This is a genomic window from Streptomyces sp. bgisy027 (assembly GCF_057710365.1).
Window position 1 is genome coordinate 1 of record NZ_JBYIVZ010000095.1, and the last position, 17630, is coordinate 17630.

Genomic DNA, 17630 nt, shown 5'->3' on the forward strand with positions numbered 1-17630 from the left:
GCCTCACGACGCGAAGTCCCCGCCGATGCCGTAGAGCACCTCGAAGTCCCTGCGCCAGGTCTCGATCAACTCGGCGTCGTCATGCCGATACGCGCCGGCCAGTACGCCGTCCGGTGTGTACCTCAGCTGCTAGAGGCGAATGGTCCCGAGAACGACAAGTGCGGATAACCATCAGAGGGCCTGGACGCCGGGTCGCCCCTGGTCGGCTACAACCCGGATGCGCTCGACCCGACGGACCCGCTCCCGGAGCGCGGCCATCTCCCACACGAGGTGCTCCGACGGCGGTAGTTCGACATAGCGGGCCTGTCACAGCACCAGGCCACGGGCCGGGGCGTCATCGAACTGACACATGATCGCGGGCTGTGCTTCCTGCATCAGATCGACCGACTTGAGCCAGGCCCCTCGGCCGAACGCCTTCCATGACGAGAAGCCTGGTTTCTGGAAGTGCGGCGATGACCACCGACGTGTCGGTGGTCATCGCTTCGGGACGGGCGTTGTCCTCCCGTAACGCCTGAAGGCAGGCCTCGACAGGCAGGAATGGATCTCGGCCCTCAGCCAGCGACGTGAAGAGGGTGCTTGACGCCTGCTGGCTTGGCCCCGCGCACATTGGCATCGGCCATGGCTGGCTTCGCGGCGGCGAGGAGACTCCTCGGAATGATCACGAGGCGCTCGTCAGCGCCTACGGAGAACCTTCGGGAAGAGGCTTGGCCACAAGAGCAGACTCGTCACCACCGATCGCCGCGATGTCGCCGTTGTTCATCTCCCAGGTGCTCGGGCAACTTGCCGAGCTGCTCGTCAGCCCCAACTCTTGCGGGACCTGCCCAGACGACGCGCGAACCCGGCGTCTGTCGGCATCCGCTTCCCACCGGCGACCTATCGCCCTCTCCCCAGCTGTAGTTGAACGTCTACATCACGTGACAATCAATCGGAGGTCAACAACCGGACCGGGCCCCCGCAATGACCCCCGACTCTTCATTCCCAACTGTGCGGGTGACATGGATGGGGAATTGAGCTTCTGTCCGTCGAGTGCGAGGTCTCTCATCGGCTTCGCCTGTAGGCCGCATCGAGCATGAACCAACCCCATGACGGCCCGCTGGTTCGTCAGGCCGCAGCGTTCGTTTTCATGGGTTTCGGCGCATCGACGTGGCCCAGGGCCCGGTCGATCGTGATCTCGATGACCACGCGCTCCGGATCCGGAGCCGGTGTCCGCCCGTACCGCTGCCTGTAGCGCGTCACGGCGTCGTCCACAGCGTCCGGATGCGTGAGGACCTCGGCGGTGCCTTCCAGCGTCGCCCAACGTCCTCCGTCCACTTGGCAGACCGCCACGCGTGCCTGCCCGGGGCGTGCCGCCTGAAGGTTGGCGACTTTTCTACTCGATTTGCGAGTGATAACGCGAGCGGCGCCGGCTTCGGCGTCCACGGTGACCCCGACCGGCACGACATGCGGGCGGCCGTCTGGTCGGAGCGTCGTCAGGGTGCATAGATGGTACTCGTTCCAGAACTCCAGGTAGTTGTCACCTTGGCTGCTTATCTCGGTACGCATGGTCGCGAAGCCTAATCGCGAATGATGTCCAAGCTGTCCGAAAGTGGCTAGGGCCACATCCCGCCCCCGATCGAGGCGGGGCGGAAATTTTGGATCGTATAGCGAACTTTGCCCTATGTATTCACAGTGAAAATATCTCAGATCGATAACGAACTTAGCATCCCTCATGATATCTGGCGTGTGCGCATCAAGTCCCTTGAAGTGCCAGCTCAAGGGCATGATCTACATCTTCATGTGGTGATTTAGCTTGGTTTGTTCCCGTGCGCCCTGGTGACTCGCGGGGCTACTTTCGGTCAGATCCTGCTAAGGGCGTCGCGTAGTGTCCGATGAAGTTCCCGAAGCCTGCCGAGGGCGCTTGATATGGCGCATTGCTCGTTCGCTCTAGCGACTTTCGATTGTGGGGAGTTCCAGGTGCGCACTCCTGCGCGCCCTGGGCCGGGGCGTTCGCGGTTCGGCTCGACTCACCGCCTTCGACTCCCGTGATCACCCCATGGGCTTTGTAGCGCGGCGGGGACCGGACCAGATTCGATACGGGTGCTGGCATCGCCCGGCTTCGTGGACGAGCCATCCACGGTTGGTACGAAGGGGACTACTGATGGGGTCGGGAACAGACGACCGTGACGCGGCTGCATCCAACGTGCCTACGAGGGACGGAGTGAGCCGTCGGAGGTTGGGGCGCTGGCGTACGGCTCGGAAGCGGACGGTGGAACGAGACCTGCACCGTCGGCTGCGGCGAGAGCTGCAGGCCCTCGGCGTGCAGCCACCGTTGGATGTGAAAGAGCTGTGCCGACTGGTTGGCGAGAGGCGCGGGCGTCCGATCGTCCTTCGGCCCTTCCCGCTGGAGAAGCCGGGTCCCTCCGGGCTGTGTATCGATACCCCGCAGATGGACCTGATCCTCTACCAGCAGGAGACGACACACCTGCATCAGCAGCAGATCATCCTGCACGAGCTCTTCCACATCTTCGTAGCCGAGTGGGAGGAGACCGAGAAGGAGGAGGCGCCGGACGACTTCGTCGAGGGCTGGGCGACTCTGATCCCCGTACTCGACCCGAAGCTCATCCGACGAGTCGCCCGCCGGTGCTCGTACGAGGACGGGGAGGAGTGCCAGGTCGAGCTCGCGGCCACGATCATCCTGGAATGGTCGTCGGTGCTCGATCACGTCACCCCGCTGTCCGAGGACCCCTCGGTCCGACGGGTCCAGGCCGCGCTGGGCGACCGGCGAGGGTGGCTCTGACCCGTGACCGAAGTGATCCTCCTGGGCCTCGTCGCCGCCGTCGTCTGGAAGCTGTACCAGTGGTCGCGAGCACCCCATGACGCGCCGCTTCGTTCCGTCACGCTCTGCCTGCTGAGCGCCGCGCTGTCCTATCCGCTGGCCATGCCCGGCGGTGCCTCGGGCGTCGACACCGTGGCCGGACACGGCACCGCGAAACTGATTCAGAACGTGCTGCTCCTGCTCACGGTCTACTTCCTCATGTGCTTCTACCTGTACTCGGCCGATGAACGGGCCGGGCGACTGCGCGCCAGGCGGGAGGCACTCGTCGTGGCCGCGGTGGCGATGGCGATCACGGTCGCCGCGCTGTCGGTCCCGCACGAGGTGTTCGCCGGTTCCTTCAGTACGGCGGACATGACGATCCCGCAGATCGCCTTCTTCTACGGCGGCGCCGGCCTGTACCTCATGTACGCCCTCGGCGTCGCCGGCCGGTGGACGCACCGCTACGCGCGTATGTCGAGGCGCCCGCATGCCACGGGCCTGTGGATGGCCGCCGTCGGTCTCGGCGTGATGGCGGTGGCCTGCGCTGTCCGCGCCGTCTTCGTCGTCATCCGGTGGAGCGGCGGGACCGTGCCGCAGGCGCTCATGACGGGCGTCGCGTTCCTGCTGGTGGTGTCCATCCTGCTGTTCTTCGTGGGGGTCACCTATCCGGGCGCCCGCGCGAGGATCACGGCGGTGCGGCTCTGGCTGCGGCGTCGCCGTGACCACCGTCGGCTGGCTCCGCTGTGGCGACTGCTCGCCGAGGCCTGTCCCGAGAACGTGCTGCGACCCGCTTCCTCCGGGCTGTGGGACCGGTGGCGGGCGCGCGGCGTGCACCGTCGCTACCACCGACGGATAGTGGAGTGTCGCGACGGGCTGGTCGACGTCAGCCCGTATCTGGCCGATACGTCGGAGGAGACCGAAGTGCTCGACCTCCCCCCGGCCGTGTTGGCGGCCCGACTTCGGCACGCTGTGGACACGATCGGAAAGGGCGAACTCGCGCCTCGTTCGGCGGTACCGCTGGCGGTGCCCAAGGAGGACAACCGGGAAGCGGACGTACGCCAGCTGATCGCCGTGTCGGACGCACTGCGGCTGTCCGCCTGACCACCGAAGCCAAGGAGAAACCAGATGCTCATCACCGCTGGCCGAGTCCTCGTCGGCTCCGGGACGTACCTGGACGACGGCGCCGTCCTGATCGAGGGCGACTCGATCACAGCGGTGGGACCGCGTGCACCGATCGCGGAGCAGGTGGACACCAGCACGCCGCATCTCGCGTTCCCCGACGGAACGATCGTGCCCGGGCTCATCGACGCACACGTCCACCTCGCGTTCGACGGAAGCGCGGACCCCGTGGCAGCGCTCCACGAGTCCAGCGACGAGACGCTGCTGGAGGACATGCGACGCCGTGCGGAGCAGCTCCTGCGCAGCGGCGTGACGACGGTCCGAGACCTCGGAGACCGCAACGGCCTCGCCCTGCGCCTGGACGAGGAGATCGCCCGCGGAGGTACGCCAGGCCCCCGGATCGTCTCAGCGGGGACGCCTGCCACCCCGCCCGGCGGTCACTGTCACTTCCTCGGAGGCGAGGTCGCCGGAGTGACCGAGGTCCGCGACCTCGTACGGCGCAACGTCGCGGCGGGTGCCGGAGTGATCAAGGCGATGGTGACCGGAGGCGGTCTGACCAAGGACGGGCCGAAGAGCTGGCAGAGCCAGTTCACCCCGGAAGAACTCCAGGCCCTGGTGGACGAGGCCCACGAGGCCGGGCTCCCGGTGGCCGCCCACGCGCACGGTACGGACGGCATCACCGCGGCCGTGGAAGCAGGCGTCGACACCATCGAGCACTGCACGTGGATGACGAACGACGGCTTCGACCTCCGCCAGGACGTCCTGAAGCAGATCATCGACCGGGACATCGCCGTCTGCCCCGCCGTCAGCCCTCACTGGCAGATGCTTCCCCGCTTCTTCGGCGAGGAGCGGGCGGCAGCCATGTTCGATCTCGTACGGCAGATGGCGGAGGCCGGCGCCAAGCTCATCGCCGGCACCGACGCCGGAGTCCAGCGCGCCGGGTTCGACGGCCTGGTCCCCGCCCTCGCTTTCTACGCGCACCTGGGCCTGTCGAACGGCACGATCCTCGACATGGCGACCGCCGACGCCGCAGACGCGCTCGGGCTGGGTGAGTCGACGGGCCGGATCGCCCCGGGATTCCGCGCGGACCTGCTCGTGATCGACGGAGATCCCCTGGAGGATCTCGGTGTTCTGAAGACGGTGCGGACCGTGGTCGCCGCCGGTGGTCTCTACGAGCCGGGCGGGCCGGCGGGACAGCAGTAGCTGTACGTCCTGTCCGCAGGCCGTCAGCCGCGGGCAGGCGCTACTCGTTCGCGTCCGTTTCCTTCTCCTCCAGCTCCGCCACCAGCTCGTTGATGAGCCCCAGAGCCTTCGGCGACAGGCCTCCCGAGCCCGGGCCACGAGCCTTGACCCGGCTCACGGCCCCCTTCCTCGCGGCTGCCAGGAGCTGGAGGCCCTCATAGACCTGAGCGGCCACGGCGTCGTCCGGCTCGAAGTACATCCGCGAGACGCCGATGACGTCGGCAAGGGCGTCCAGAACCTCCGGGGAAGCGGTCTCGGCGGCGCCCGTACGGAGATCCCGGAACTCCTCCTCGGTGAGGAGCCGCGCTCCGGCGCTGGTGTTCACCGCGTTCGCCATCTCCGCATCGGACGGAGGCCCCGGAGGACTGGGATACGTACTGTCCAGCAGCAGAGCAATCTTCTCGGTCAGCGATTCAGGAGCGGCACCGGAGGCCGACGCCCCCTCCGCCTCCGACGCTGCGGGCTCCTCGGCCGGAATGCCCTGTGCCTTGGCGATCGACCGGTCTTCCGCTCGCCGCAGCTCGACCTCGCTGACCCCGTAGGCCCCCGCCAGGGCCGGGACGTACTTGTCCTTGAGTCGTCGCTCACCGCGCTCGGCCCCTGCCACGGGGCCGGCGCTCTTGGTTCCGATCAGCGCGGCCGTCTCGTACTGGTAGTAGCCGGCATCGCACCGCAGATCAGTCAGGTCAGGCGGCCCGGACCGAGGGAACAGATCGTCTACATCGCGGCCGAGAGCGCGCGCCAGCGCGGGCAGCTTCTCGGGGTCTGGGGTCTGCGCGCCGTTCTCCCAGCTGGCGACCGCCGAGTCGGACACGCCCAGGGCCTCGCCCACGGCAACCTGCGAGATCTCCGCAGCCCGTCGCACCGTACGCAGACGGCCGCGGTCGAAGTGACGAGCAGACATGGGGCCCTCGTTTTTTATGCAAGCTGGGGATCATCCAGCGCGTTGACTTTTTCTCCAGTCGGGAATAGCTTCAGCTTAGCGAAGAACGGGCTCGGTTGCATACCTGCTCGATCTTGGTGTTCGCGTCCTGTCGAGGCTCTCGGGCTGAGGGAGGGCGCGAGGGGAGTGCAACCGCGACGTCCAATGTGTGGGGCTCTCGCCGTGGGAATCGGCGTCAGCGAGTTCGTCTCTCAGGCGCTGGAAGTTTCGCGGCGTCGTCCCGCAAGGGTGCGGATTCGCGGTGCGGTCACTTCTTGTCCTTGAACCGGTACGCGCGGGTGGCTGTCGCATGAGGAGTGTCGTGTGTCTCTGCTTCATCGAACGGCCGTTGGTAATGCCGTCCGGCTCGAATGCCGAGACTCTCGCGGATTCAGCTGTGAGTTAGTGGCACGCACCCATTGAGTCTTGGCACCCACTGACCCAGCGATATATGTCGAGTTGGCGTCGAACCCGCCCAGCCCCCGCTATCCGCTCGAGTGTTGACCGCCGTCTGCATATGTTGCTGCTCCCTCGGCGGAACCGCCGAACCCGAACCTCTCAAGGGAGAGACACCAAACCGCATCCAACGTCAAGTCCGTGATTTCCAAGGGGAAATGATGCGGCGCCCAGGAGTTAGCAGCTCCCGGGCGCCAAGCCCGCCACCCCTGAGGGCGCGGATTCATAACCGGGGCGAGTCGGCTGGCCTTTTCGACGAGAACGGCCGTCCCACCCCACCTACGAGTGAGGAATTCTCCCATGCCCGCGTCCCGAAGCGGAAGGGCACTCGCTGCTCAGCACGCCCAGGCCGTCGAATCTCCTGACGGCACCCGCCAGATCCGCTTGGCCGCTCTCCTGGCGGACATGGTGCCCGGCGCCCGCGTCATCCGTGTCTCGCAGCACCAGCCCAGCCAGACCTGGCCGAGCCCCTACTCCCGCGCGTACGACCGGCGGGGGCAGCCGATACCTCTCAACCGGCCCCAGTGCGTGGCCGCCGCCCGCTGGGTGATCCGCGCCTTCCCCGAGGCGGACTGGGACGAGGCCTACGACCTCGACCTCACCACCGGGACCCTGCACCCCACTGTCAGTGCCTGTGCAACTTCGGACGGGGGCAGCTGACCCGTGGCCCGGATCCGAACCATCAAGCCCGAAGCCTTCGCGTCCGAGTCCCTGGCCGCTGTCTCCCTCGCCGCTGAGCGGACCTTCTTCGGCCTCCTCACCCAGGCCGACGACCACGGCCGCTTCCGCGACCAGCCCGCCGTGATCACCGGATTGCTGTGGTCGCTGCGCCCGGAGCACGGCCCCGTGGACGTCGAGGACGACCTGACCCAACTGGCCGCCGCCCACCTGATCTGCCGCTACGAAGGCGACGACGGCAAGCGGTACCTGCACATCGTCACCTGGCGACAGCACCAGAAGATCAACCGGCCGAGCGGCGTCCGCTTCCCGGCCTGCCCGCACCACGACGTCGAGCAGCCCGCACCGGACGCACTGCGAACTCACGGAGACGTCCCGGAGTCCTCCATGAGCCCTCACGGAGGACTCAGTGATGGCTCACGCGCTCCGCACGCGATCCCCGCCCCTCACAAAACCGCAGATCAGAGCGCACGCCGTGAGCCCTCACGGCGCCCTCACGGAGGACTCAGTGAGCCCTCGATGAGCCCTCACGGTCCGGATCTAGGACCTAGGAACTTGGATCTAGGAACTACTTCTCCTTCGGGGGACGCAGGCGCCCCCGCACCGGAGACCGTCTCCACCCAGCAGCTCATGGCCGAGTACGCCGCTGCCTGCGCCCACCGACCGCCCAGCGGCGTGCTCGGCCACCTCGGACGGGAGACCGCCAAGCTCCTCGCGGAGGGCATCGACCCGGACCACATCCGGGCCGGGCTCGCTCGCCACCGGACCAAGGGGCTGCACCCGAGCACCCTGCCGAGCCTGGTCCACGAGGCCATGAACGCCACCCCCACCAATTTGGTGCGGACGGAATCGCGGCCTAACGTGCCCGCTCACCGGGCCTGGGCCAACCCCACCGACCCTGCCGCCGCCTACGCCGAGGAGCTGTGATGCGCGACCACGACGCCCAGCCCATCGGCGGCATCGCCCGCCGCCTGGCCAACATCCTCACCTCACGGGGCATCGACCCGGCTGTGCAACTCACCGACACGGTCGAGCCGATCCCCGCCCTCCAGGCGGCGCAGGCCCGCATCCCGGCCCGCTACCAGGCCGCCGTCGCCGACCACCCGGCGGTCGCCGCCTGGGTCCGCGCGATCGCCGAGGCCGGCCGTCCCGGACCCAAGGGAGCACCCGGCATCGCCCAAGGCCGCTCGCTGCTGATCGTCGGCACCACCAGCACCGGCAAGACCCACCAGGCGTACGGCGCGATCCGCTCGCTGCTCCTCGCCGGAGTCCGGCTGCGCTGGAAGGCGACCACAGCAGCCGACCTGTACGCGGAACTGCGACCCCGCCCCGGGCACGACGGCGAGCGGGAACTGATGGACCTCGCCCGCTGCCCACTGCTGATCATCGACGACCTCGGCGCGGCCAAGAACAGCGAGTGGACCGAGGAGATCACGATGCGACTGATCAACCGCCGCTACAACGAGATGCTCCCGACGCTCATCACCACCAACCTCGGCATGGCCGACCTGCGCCAGCACATCGGCGACCGGGTCGCCTCCCGGCTGACCGAGATGAGCGACAAGGTCATCCTCGACGGCCCCGACCGTAGACGAGCCCTCGCAGCCGAGCGTCGCCGCGTCGACGCCGCCTGATCCCCGCGACCGGCTGCCACCGCTTCCGCCCCCTTCACGTACCAACCCCTGGGACGCGCCTGCCCAAAACGCGCCCAGGGCGACCGGAGACCCCACATGCACAGCACCGAGAACCAGACGCCGCGCACCCTCGGCAACCTCACCTGGCACGACAGCGCCGCCTGCCGCTCGACGCCCCACCACCAGGTCGACCCGGACATCTTCTTTCCCGAGCCCGACGAGATGGACCGCATCCGCGCCGCCAAGGCCTTGTGCGCGCAGTGCCCCGTCCGCACCACCTGCCTGGACGCGGCCCTCGAAAACGGCGACCACGACGGCATCCGGGGCGGCATGACCGAGGAGGAACGCCACCCCCTGCACCGCAAGCTCCACCGTCGCGCCGACTCCGCCCGGGTGAACGACGTACTGGCCGGCCGCGACATCCACCTCACCCAGGCTGAGCGCGCCGCCCTCGTCATAGCCGCCTACCACGCCGAAATACCGGCCGAAGACCTCGCCCGGATGCTCAAGATCACCGAGGCGCACGCCAAGAAGCTCTACCGCCGCACCCGCCGGAAGATCCAGCACCGAGCCGTTGACCAGAAGAAGGCGAACAAGACCAAGGAGAAGTCCAAGGCCAGCCCCACCAAGGAGCTCAAGGCGCCCGCAGCCGAGACTCCCGCACGCGACGACCTCGGGACGGCGGCGTGAGCCACAGCGTGCCAACACCGGCGCGGATCACCGCCTGGGACCGAGCCGCGATCGTCGCGCTCGGCGGTGCTGGATGCGCGCTCTCGTACGACGCCCTGCAGCAGATGGCCACGGCCATTCACGTCCGAGGCCCCCTCACGTTCCTCTTCCCCCTGGTGATCGACGGCTTCATCGCCTACGGAGTCCGCGCCCTCCTGGTCCTGCGCACCGCTTCCTTCGCCGCCCGGCTGTACGTGTGGACGCTGTTCGGCACGGCGACCACCGCCAGCATCTGGGCCAACGCTCTGCACGCCGTACGCCTGAACCAGCAGCACCCCGGAGGCGGCGGACTCCGACTCGGCGATGTCACCGTCGGAGCCCTGTCCACCCTCGCCCCGCTCGCCTTGGCCGGAGCCGTCCACCTGTACATCCTCATCGCCCGCCGGGTCACCGAGGCCGGTCACCACGGACACCCGGACACCCTCGCCGTTCGCACTGACCGGATAGCCGCTGACCGGCCGGAGACCCCACGGGCGGCGGACGGACACCGGCCGTCGGTTCCGGTCACCTCCGGACACTCGGCCCCGCTCTCCCGGCCGGAGAACGGCCGACCGGCGGTCACCTCTGGCCCGGACGCACCGCGAACGGCTGACAGGGAGGAGCCGTCCGGACACTCGGAGAGCGTCCCGGAGCCGGAGCCCAAGCACGGCGGAGACACCGCTGACCTGGGCGGACACCCAGTCAGCAGACCTACCCCGGTCACCCGCCTACGGCTCGCCACCCGCACGGTCACCGAGCCGGAGACCAGCCCGGACACTGCCTCGGAGACCACGGACACCGGCGGCCCGGACACCGCCGCGTTGGCGGACACCCTCCTGCCGATCGCCCGCCAGGCGGTCGCCGACGCGGGCAAGGTCACCCGCGAGGTCGTCGCCGACGCCATCCGCGGACAGGGCAAAACGCTGGCCAACGACCGGCTGACCGCCCTGATGCAACAACTCCGCGCCGAGACCGGCCACAAGTCGGTCACCACGACCGGCTGGCCGACCGGCCCGGACGGCGGGCGGCCAACGGCCACAACCTGGCCGCCCGCCCGCACCCGACCACCTCTCCTCCACGCACCGGAGACACACCTTGCGCACCACACCCACCACCCCGGCCGAAGCCGACGCCTGGATCACCGTGCTCCGCCGGTACGGCCACCTGCATCACGCCGAACCCGGCCCGGACGGCACCTGGACCGTCCAGCGAACCCTCGCCAGCACGCCCCGAACCCTGCACCACCCGGTCCTCGCGCTCGACTTCGTCGCCGAGATCCTCCGCGACGTGCGCCGCACGAAGGCCCAGACTCCCTGATGGCACGCTCCGAATCGCCCGAAACAACCTCTGACCTGCAGCAAGACGACTGCCCGGCACGAGGCCGAGCAAGCTGTAGCTTCCGAAACTCCTCCGCTGCCACGGGCTGCGGAGGAGTTTCGGAAGCGCAAGCCTCCGCCCGGGGAGGGGCGGCGGAGGCCCGGCACCAGGGGGCGCCGTGCTCGGAGGCTACGACCGAGGGCGGATCGCAGCCAGGAGAAGAACCGAACCCGCCCGCCGTCCCGCGTACGCGCCCTCGCTTGCGCCAGAGCGTGCACCGCGACCAAGTCCGCAGCGTCCGACTGACCTCCGACGAACTCGCTCTGGTGAAGCGCGCTGCGGAAGCCGTCGGCCTGAAGACCGCTGGGTTCCTCGCGGACGCGGCGGTTGCGGTCGCCCAGGCCCAAGGCGGCCCCCAGCCCTGGCTGTTGGACCAGCGCGGCCGGGTCGAAGAACTGATGGCCGCCAGTGCACAGCTCGCCCGCGCCGGCAACAACCTCAACCAGGTGGCCCGCATCCTCAACTCCGGCGGTCAGGCGGAGTACGCGGACGACGCGGTCGCCCGTGTCCTGCGGGCCGCGGACCGGGTCGAGGCCGCCGCGATCGAGATCGCGCGGCGCTGACGGTGGTCCCCGACATCTCCACCGGCAGCCGCACGTACGGACTCCTCAACTACCTCTACGGCCCCGGCCGCCGCGAAGAACACACCGACCCGCACCTCGTCGCAGCCTGGATGCCCGAACTCGCTCCCGACCCCGGACGCGATCCGACCGCCACGCTCAAGCAACTCACCGACCGACTCGACCTCCCCGTCCTCGCCCTTCCGAAGGACCGGCGACCCGCCCGGCACGTCTGGCACTGCCCCGTCCGCACCGCCCCCGGCGACCGCCACCTCACCGACGTCGAATGGGCCGAGGTCGCCCGCCGCATCGTCAACGCCACCGGCATCGCCGAGTACGGCGACGACAAGGCATGCCGGTGGATCGCCGTACGCCACGCCGACGACCACATCCACCTCGTCGCCACCCTCAAACGCGAAGACGGACGCAGCCCCCGCCGCCACGAAGACGGCATCCGCGCCCAGGCCGAATGCCGCAAGATCGAGAAGGAGTTCGGCCTGCAGATCCTCAACGGCGGCGACCGCACCGCCGCCCAGCGCCCCACCAGCGCCGAACGCTCCAAGGCCGAACGAACCGGCCGGACGGAAACAGCTCGCGAGACCCTGCGGGAGAGCGTCCGCCACGCCCTGGCCGGAGCCGCCAGCGAGGAAGAGTTCTTCCACCGCCTCGCCGAAGCCGGCCTCCGGGTCGAACAGCGCATCGCCCCGTCCGGCGACACCCTCGGATACAAGGTCGCCCTCCCCGACGACCGCAACCGCGACGGCGAACCCATCTGGTTCTCCGGCTCGAAACTCGCCCCGGACCTCTCCCTCCCCAAGATCCGTCAGCGCCTGGACCCCGGACTCCTCGAAGACGATCCCGTCACCGACCACGGAGATGACCGAATACTTCGCCCGGCCCCTGCCCGACGCCAGGCGCTCCCGGCCGCCGAACGGGCGGTATCGATCCTCGACGGAGACGACGACGAAGACTCCTCCGCCCAACTCGTCGGCGTCGGCGAACTCCTCGACGCCCTCGCCCAGACCGCCCCGGCCTCAACCCGCAGGGAACTCGCCGAGGCCGCCCGCGCCTTCGAACGCGCCACCCGCTCCCACATCTGCGCCGAGCGCGCCGATAACCGCGCCATCCGCTCCGCCGCCCGCGGCATCATCCGCGCCGGCAACGCCCTCGGCAAAGGCGAAGACGGCGGCACCACCGCGATGGTCCTGTCCACGATGGTCCTCGTCACCATTGTCGCCGCCCGCTGGCACTCCGCCCGCGGCCACGCCCAGCAGGCAGCCGCCGCCCAACGAGCCGCACAACACCTGCGCAGCGCCTACCGATCGGCCGCCGCCACTCCCATGAACGCGATGCGCGAGCAGGGCCGGCGCCTCCCCGAACCCGTACGAGAGCGGTACGCCAGCACTCTCGAAGCCGCCCTGTCCGAGCAGTCCGACTCCGTACGCCGCGAACCCGGCTGGGACGCACTCGCCGCCACCCTGGACCAGGCCGAGCGCGCAGGCTACGACCCCGACGCCCTGCTCCAACAAGCCGTCGAATGGCGCGAACTGGAAACCGCCGACAGCCTCACCGACGTCCTCGTCTGGCGGCTACGACGCATCGCCAACCTGCCCGCCACCATGGCACCACCGCGTGCACGCACGGACACTCGGGCGACGCAATCGCGCCCTCACCCGGTTCCGCCACTGGCACCCGAGGCGCTGGCCGTGACCCACCGTACGGAGCCTCACCCCGGAGGACCAAGGCGCTGAGCAGCGCAAAGAGCTGGACACCGACGGCCGGCGCCTGTTAGGGCTAGTTGATATGGAGAAGGAGACAATGCAGGTACTGGACGAAGGCCTCCACCCTCAGAGAACCGTTCTGCCGGAGACGGCCCTCGGCGACGATCCCCTGCGGCGCCTCCAGGAGGAGATCCAACTCAGCCACAGCACCATCGGTCTCCGCGCCACCACCCACCCCGAGGAAATCGTCATCACCGGGATCCCGGTGATGTGCCCGCAGTGCGGCGCACGGCGCGACTGGATGGTCATCTGCGACCACAACGAGATCAGCATCCGCTGCCGCTGCGCACACCAGTGGATCGAGCGCGAACTGACTCGCGCGGACTACGAGGCGATGATCGACGTCGGAGGGCAGGACTATCCGAGCCTGGAGGCCGCGGCCCAGGCCACGGGCTACGACGGCACGCTCGCCGGCATGTATCTGACAGAGTTCAGGCCCGAATAGGTCCTGCGGGCAAGCACCGTAGACGACGTCCGGTGGTGCATGCGGCAGGCTCATAAGGCTCCCTGTGAACGACCAGGTCTCGCTTCTGCTCGTACCTCAAGTAGGCCTGGGCGTAGGAAGAATGGGGCGATGGACGCTGGACTCGCCGCTCTGCTCGGTGCCGCCGTAGGCTCACTCGCGACCCTCGGCTCCGCGATGGTCACCGGACGCGCGGCGGCGCGCTCGCAGTTCGTTGAGTGGCGTCGGCAGCACCGCCGGGACGCCTACGCGAACTACCTGGGCGCGGTGTACGACCGTGATGTCGCCCTGGACGCGGTGCGTGACGCGCTACGGGAGGACCGGCCGGATCTGAGGGACGTCGACCAGAAGATGGAACGCTTCGTCACCCGGGCCCGTGACGTCCACCGGGCCGCCGAACTCGTCATCTTGGAAGGGCTGCCTTCCGTGGTGGAGGCGCTCTACGCCGTGGTCCGCGCGGCTGCCGCCCTCGCCGAGGTCGTGCAGCGGATGGTGCGTGACGCTCACGCGGAAGACACCTCCCGCAAGGCCGACGACACGGCGCTCGCCGCTGAGCGGGAGCACTTGCTCTACCAGGCCGTGAAGGGCCTTCGTGCGGCAGCCGCCGACATCCTGGGCGACAGCGGGATACGCCTCTAACAGCCGCGATCGTGGGCACACCAGCGGTCGGCAGTAAGAAGGCGCTCGGCCGTCCGACACAGGGTTCCGATGTCCCAACGCCACGAGGGCTGCCCCCAATCGTGGGTGCAGCCCTCGGAAGTTCGCGGCGAACGGCTCGTCAGCGGCTCGCCAGGTGGTTGGCGAGGTGCAGGGCGTCGGTGGCGACGGACAGCGCAGTGTGAAGCTCGATGACCTCGTGAAGAGTGGGGTGCACGACCGTGGTCCAGTCGCCATGGAGGTCCGGCCAGCTGGCGAGGAGGACCTCCGCCGAAGCCAGACGGAGGCGAGCGGTCACATCCATTCCGCCTCCGAGGCCGGGCTCCCAGCTGAGCAGAATGGAGCCGGGATGGAGACGCTCGGGCTTCAGGTCGCTTATCCACACCGTGCGGATCGGCTGGGCGGGATGAGGCGGCACACAGCGGAGGAGAGCGCCGCGAACCGACTGTGGCATGGGGTGATGGACCAGGTCACTGAGGAGCAGGTGGTGCGAGGAGTCGGAGGAGTTGATCGGCGGCGCAGCGGGCCGTGTCCGCGGGTGGCACGTCATACGTCGGCCCAGTCCAGCTGGTTGCGGACGGCGGGCGGCAGCACGCCCGCCTGGCCGTTTTCAGCGATGTAGACGGCTCCGGACGCCCCGGTGATCTCCAGGGTGCGGCCGATGCGGTGGGCGTAGGGCCAGTCGGGATTGACGGCGAGGTACACAGGCAGGTCGGGGTCGAAGGTCTGGAGCTGGTGAACCAGCTGGCCAACGGTGATCTCGTAGGGCAAGACGGTCTCCTGGGCGATGAGAGTGCGGAGCGGGTGTCACACGCAGGTGCAGTAGCGGGAGGGGAAGGTGGTCAGAGCGGCGAGGAATCCGGCGACGGCGTGTGCCGGAGTATGCGGTCCGAAGGTCTGGCGCCAGGCCCTGGTGCCGCTGTTGTCCGTGACATGGATGTGCCACAGCTCGCCGCGTGCTGCCTCCCGGCTTTCGGGGAGAAAGCCCACGTACACGCGTCGGTCGGGGCTGGAGCAGTGGACGTTGCAGTCCAGGTCGGCGACGACGTCCCATCCCTGGGCCTTAAGGAGGTCGGTCACGGGCCGGGCGCAGTGGCATTCGAGAAGCCACTCACGGTCGCCGAGGGCGGGCGGAGGAGGCTCTGCGAGAGGCCGGAACATGGTTGTGGTGGTGAGCGTCACGAACAGGTAATCCTTCGTTGACCTGCGGTTTTTCCGGGCCTCCGTACGTTGACATGGACTCGGACGAGGTCTCCAGTCGTTGCCCGCGGTGTGCGTCTGCCGTGGGCGAACTGGCCACGGATGCGGCGACTGATGTCCGTCCAACGCGGAATGAAACGGTCGTCCACTCGGCTTGTGCGGGAGCGGCCGCTTGCGTGGCCTGATAGAGAGAAGAGGAGGAGCGGGCTTGAGTAGCGAGGAGATTCACGAGCACGACGAGGCTGTCGACGACGTCGAGGCGGCGTCGTTGGGCCGGTCCCGGATGGCTGATGGGCGGCGGATCGAGCTGAGCGTCGAGGAACTGGTGCGGCTGGTGGATGCCGAGGCCGACGGACCACTCTGAGCGTGCGGAGGTTCGGGCCCCTGGTCCGCTCGAACGCACGATTCGCACATCTTCTGCGAGCCTTGCCGGACCCGCTGTCGGGCGATGCACTTGGCTTGTACGAAGGCGGGAGATCTGATGACCAAGGAAGAGCGCCACGCGATCCTCACCCCGGAAGAGATCGCGGATGCCCGTGCCCAGGCCGACCGTGCGATCCGCACCGTGGGCATTCCCCCTGAGTTGATCGCACAGCTCAGACCAATCCTTGCCCCCGCCGCTGAACGCCTCGCGGCAGAGCAAGCTGAGCGTGAACGGGCGGCTAGAACAGGGGCGCGGCATGATGACTCGCGGACACCTCACCGGGCCCAGTCGTACGGACCGAGCACAGGCCAGTGACGCCTGAGGAACGAGAGGCGCACATCCGGAACCTCGTGGACAACGCGCCGTTGCCACCCCCAGAGGACATTGCCCGGCTGCGCGCCCTGCTCCGGCTGTGGGAGCGGCCCCGCACCGAGCGAACTGCTCATGCGCGGGTCACCGCGAGCGATGCCGACGAAGGCCGCTCGAAGTCCAGCAACGGCCCGACTCTCGATGAGATCCGCTCCTGGCCCGCTACGGTGAGCGTCCCCAAGGCCGCGACCGCGCTCGGCGTCTCAAGTAGCCACCTTCACGCACTGATCAAACGGGGTGAGTCGCCGGTCAAGCTCGTGCCCCTCAGAGGCCGTCACCGCGTGATCACTGCTTCGCTGGTGCGTTTGCTCCAAGGAGGCTGACTGGGAGCGGACCATGCGGCGCATGGGGTGGCCGAACTCGACGGTGACGGCCATGGCCCCGGGCGGGCATCTGCGGACGGGTCTGATAGGACAGTCGAGTGCATTACCGGTCACGTGGTTTGCCCTTTGGGGTACGTCGGTTATCGACGCCGGAAGGCGCGGGCCGGAAGAACGGCGCTGGGGCCGGATGCTGTCGCTGGCATCGGAGCACGCACCATGACTCGGGGAACGGTCGTGCGAGCGCGGGCGGCAGCGGCTCGGCGGATATCCAGGGGAGTCGGTACCGGCGGTGTGACTGGAGTGATGTGGGCCGCTCCGCGGTTTCGGGACGGGACTTGGGGCGCATACCGCAGCGCGGGTGCCGGGTCGGCAAGGCGTGCGGTGGCCGCCGCGATCAGCTGGATGGGCGTGCGGGAGGTGAAGGAGGCGTGCCAGCGTGAGCTGTAACCGTCTTGGCCTCCCCACAGCAGCCATCGGTGCGTGTCGGAGTGCAGCTCAGCCTGCGAGTCGGGGAGCCGGCGCGAGTAGGTGACACCGGCAAGTTGGTCGGGGGCGGTGCACACGGTCGCGGACCACGTGTCCGTGCGTTTCCATCCTGCTTGTGCCAGGGAGTTCAGGGCCTGGTCGACCCGGTGGGTCGTACCGGACAGGTAGGCGTCCGGTCCCTTCGTGTAACTGGTGACGAGGGCAGTGGTGAAGGCGGTCACCAACTCGGTGGGCGTGGGAGTGTCGAAGGTGGCCATCCAACGTGGAGGACCAAAAGGATCGGCGTGGGCGGCGACTTTCCACAGAGTGTTGTCCGGCCCCTCGGGCAGATAGCCGAGGCGGATGTGCCGCTGTGGGGAGGAGACATACGCATTCCCCATTATGTGGAATTAGGGCTGTCAAGGTTCGCTCCGGTTGCCATGGCGGACCTCGTCGAC

At 68.6% G+C, this 17630-nt stretch carries 21 protein-coding genes and 1 pseudogene; 16 read left to right on the plus strand and 6 right to left on the minus strand.

What is annotated here, in order from left to right; all coding sequences use genetic code 11:
* Positions 1–1101 precede the first annotated feature (1101 nt).
* Positions 1102–1542, minus strand: a complete 441-nt coding sequence (locus AC3ETA_RS46520; protein ID WP_432198950.1) for a pyridoxamine 5'-phosphate oxidase family protein — start codon at positions 1540–1542, stop codon at positions 1102–1104.
* 883 nt (positions 1543–2425) lie between these two features.
* On the opposite strand from AC3ETA_RS46520, the gene AC3ETA_RS46525 reads away from it, so the two are divergent.
* The 3 genes from AC3ETA_RS46525 to AC3ETA_RS46535 are packed head-to-tail and all read left to right on the plus strand — an operon-like array spanning position 2426 to position 5116.
* Entirely contained in the window at positions 2426–2776 is a 351-nt protein-coding gene (locus tag AC3ETA_RS46525; RefSeq protein WP_432198951.1) for a hypothetical protein, read from the plus strand.
* 3 nt (positions 2777–2779) lie between these two features.
* Positions 2780–3895 (plus strand): MAB_1171c family putative transporter, encoded by a 1116-nt coding sequence (locus tag AC3ETA_RS46530; protein WP_432198952.1) that lies wholly within the window; start codon positions 2780–2782, stop codon positions 3893–3895.
* A 24-nt stretch (positions 3896–3919) separates the two neighbouring features.
* Positions 3920–5116, plus strand: coding sequence for an amidohydrolase family protein (locus tag AC3ETA_RS46535; protein ID WP_432198953.1), 1197 nt, complete (start codon positions 3920–3922; stop codon positions 5114–5116).
* Between the two features lie 40 nt (positions 5117–5156).
* Here AC3ETA_RS46535 and AC3ETA_RS46540 read toward each other — a convergent pair whose 3' ends face one another.
* Entirely contained in the window at positions 5157–6059 is a 903-nt protein-coding gene (locus AC3ETA_RS46540) for a helix-turn-helix transcriptional regulator (protein ID WP_432198954.1), read from the minus strand.
* Positions 6060–6833: 774 nt separating this feature from the next.
* On the opposite strand from AC3ETA_RS46540, the gene AC3ETA_RS46545 reads away from it, so the two are divergent.
* The 10 genes and pseudogenes from AC3ETA_RS46545 (at position 6834) to AC3ETA_RS46590 (ending at position 14373) form a co-directional block, all read left to right on the plus strand.
* Complete coding sequence (locus AC3ETA_RS46545; protein WP_432198955.1) at positions 6834–7193, plus strand: hypothetical protein; 360 nt, start codon at positions 6834–6836, stop codon at positions 7191–7193.
* Between the two features lie 3 nt (positions 7194–7196).
* Positions 7197–8138 carry a hypothetical protein gene (locus AC3ETA_RS46550; RefSeq protein ID WP_432198956.1) on the plus strand — a complete coding sequence of 314 codons (942 nt, stop codon included), beginning with the start codon at positions 7197–7199 and terminating at the stop codon, positions 8136–8138.
* Positions 8138–8845 (plus strand): ATP-binding protein, encoded by a 708-nt coding sequence (locus tag AC3ETA_RS46555; RefSeq protein WP_432198957.1) that lies wholly within the window; start codon positions 8138–8140, stop codon positions 8843–8845. Before AC3ETA_RS46550 ends, AC3ETA_RS46555 begins: the two co-directional genes overlap by 1 nt.
* 96 nt (positions 8846–8941) lie before the next feature.
* On the plus strand, positions 8942–9535 hold the full coding sequence (locus AC3ETA_RS46560; protein ID WP_432198958.1) for a WhiB family transcriptional regulator: 594 nt from the start codon (positions 8942–8944) through the stop codon (positions 9533–9535).
* A 104-nt stretch (positions 9536–9639) separates the two neighbouring features.
* Positions 9640–9924: pseudogene (locus AC3ETA_RS46565) on the plus strand (DUF2637 domain-containing protein); the annotation flags it as partial.
* 724 nt (positions 9925–10648) lie between these two features.
* Positions 10649–10870, plus strand: a complete 222-nt coding sequence (locus AC3ETA_RS46570) for a hypothetical protein (protein ID WP_432198969.1) — start codon at positions 10649–10651, stop codon at positions 10868–10870.
* Between the two features lie 260 nt (positions 10871–11130).
* Entirely contained in the window at positions 11131–11493 is a 363-nt protein-coding gene (locus tag AC3ETA_RS46575; RefSeq protein ID WP_432198970.1) for a plasmid mobilization protein, read from the plus strand.
* Positions 11494–11495: 2 nt separating this feature from the next.
* Positions 11496–13241: a relaxase/mobilization nuclease domain-containing protein gene (locus AC3ETA_RS46580; RefSeq protein WP_432198959.1), complete on the plus strand. Its 1746-nt coding sequence runs from the start codon at positions 11496–11498 to the stop codon at positions 13239–13241.
* A gap of 67 nt (positions 13242–13308) precedes the next feature.
* Entirely contained in the window at positions 13309–13716 is a 408-nt protein-coding gene (locus tag AC3ETA_RS46585; protein WP_432198960.1) for a hypothetical protein, read from the plus strand.
* Between the two features lie 129 nt (positions 13717–13845).
* Entirely contained in the window at positions 13846–14373 is a 528-nt protein-coding gene (locus AC3ETA_RS46590) for a proline dehydrogenase (protein ID WP_432198961.1), read from the plus strand.
* A 139-nt stretch (positions 14374–14512) separates the two neighbouring features.
* Here the strand turns inward: AC3ETA_RS46590 and AC3ETA_RS46595 are convergent, their stop codons facing one another.
* The 3 genes from AC3ETA_RS46595 to AC3ETA_RS46605 all read right to left on the minus strand — a co-directional run bounded on the left by AC3ETA_RS46595 (position 14513) and on the right by AC3ETA_RS46605 (position 15471).
* Positions 14513–14809, minus strand: a complete 297-nt coding sequence (locus AC3ETA_RS46595) for an esterase (RefSeq protein WP_432198962.1) — start codon at positions 14807–14809, stop codon at positions 14513–14515.
* 128 nt (positions 14810–14937) lie between these two features.
* The gene (locus AC3ETA_RS46600) at positions 14938–15162 is read right to left on the minus strand and encodes a hypothetical protein (protein WP_432198963.1); all 225 of its coding nucleotides are present in this window, start codon (positions 15160–15162) and stop codon (positions 14938–14940) included.
* Between the two features lie 36 nt (positions 15163–15198).
* Positions 15199–15471 carry an SPDY domain-containing protein gene (locus AC3ETA_RS46605; RefSeq protein WP_432198964.1) on the minus strand — a complete coding sequence of 91 codons (273 nt, stop codon included), beginning with the start codon at positions 15469–15471 and terminating at the stop codon, positions 15199–15201.
* Between the two features lie 328 nt (positions 15472–15799).
* On the opposite strand from AC3ETA_RS46605, the gene AC3ETA_RS46610 reads away from it, so the two are divergent.
* The 3 genes from AC3ETA_RS46610 to AC3ETA_RS46620 all read left to right on the plus strand — a co-directional run bounded on the left by AC3ETA_RS46610 (position 15800) and on the right by AC3ETA_RS46620 (position 16707).
* Complete coding sequence (locus tag AC3ETA_RS46610) at positions 15800–15955, plus strand: hypothetical protein (RefSeq protein WP_432198965.1); 156 nt, start codon at positions 15800–15802, stop codon at positions 15953–15955.
* 117 nt (positions 15956–16072) lie between these two features.
* A complete protein-coding gene (locus AC3ETA_RS46615; protein ID WP_432198966.1) occupies positions 16073–16330 on the plus strand; it encodes a hypothetical protein in 258 nt (85 codons plus the stop codon).
* Positions 16331–16365: 35 nt separating this feature from the next.
* Entirely contained in the window at positions 16366–16707 is a 342-nt protein-coding gene (locus AC3ETA_RS46620) for a hypothetical protein (RefSeq protein ID WP_432198967.1), read from the plus strand.
* Between the two features lie 140 nt (positions 16708–16847).
* On the opposite strand, the gene AC3ETA_RS46625 is transcribed toward AC3ETA_RS46620, so the two are convergent.
* Positions 16848–17573, minus strand: a complete 726-nt coding sequence (locus AC3ETA_RS46625; protein ID WP_432198968.1) for an SPDY domain-containing protein — start codon at positions 17571–17573, stop codon at positions 16848–16850.
* Positions 17574–17630 lie beyond the last annotated feature (57 nt).

Excerpts from the sequence above, each read along its gene's own strand:
- AC3ETA_RS46560 (WP_432198958.1), top strand. The coding sequence starts at position 8,942 with ATGCACAGCACCGAGAACCAGACGCCGCGCACCCTCGGCAACCTCACC.
- AC3ETA_RS46615 (WP_432198966.1), top strand. The coding sequence starts at position 16,073 with ATGACCAAGGAAGAGCGCCACGCGATCCTCACCCCGGAAGAGATCGCG.
- AC3ETA_RS46555 (WP_432198957.1), top strand. The coding sequence starts at position 8,138 with ATGCGCGACCACGACGCCCAGCCCATCGGCGGCATCGCCCGCCGCCTG.
- AC3ETA_RS46525 (WP_432198951.1), top strand. The coding sequence starts at position 2,426 with ATGGACCTGATCCTCTACCAGCAGGAGACGACACACCTGCATCAGCAG.
- AC3ETA_RS46625 (WP_432198968.1), bottom strand. The coding sequence starts at position 17,573 with ATGGGGAATGCGTATGTCTCCTCCCCACAGCGGCACATCCGCCTCGGC.
- AC3ETA_RS46545 (WP_432198955.1), top strand. The coding sequence starts at position 6,834 with ATGCCCGCGTCCCGAAGCGGAAGGGCACTCGCTGCTCAGCACGCCCAG.
- AC3ETA_RS46540 (WP_432198954.1), bottom strand. The coding sequence starts at position 6,059 with ATGTCTGCTCGTCACTTCGACCGCGGCCGTCTGCGTACGGTGCGACGG.
- AC3ETA_RS46585 (WP_432198960.1), top strand. The coding sequence starts at position 13,309 with ATGCAGGTACTGGACGAAGGCCTCCACCCTCAGAGAACCGTTCTGCCG.
- AC3ETA_RS46520 (WP_432198950.1), bottom strand. The coding sequence starts at position 1,542 with ATGCGTACCGAGATAAGCAGCCAAGGTGACAACTACCTGGAGTTCTGG.
- AC3ETA_RS46590 (WP_432198961.1), top strand. The coding sequence starts at position 13,846 with ATGGACGCTGGACTCGCCGCTCTGCTCGGTGCCGCCGTAGGCTCACTC.
- AC3ETA_RS46535 (WP_432198953.1), top strand. The coding sequence starts at position 3,920 with ATGCTCATCACCGCTGGCCGAGTCCTCGTCGGCTCCGGGACGTACCTG.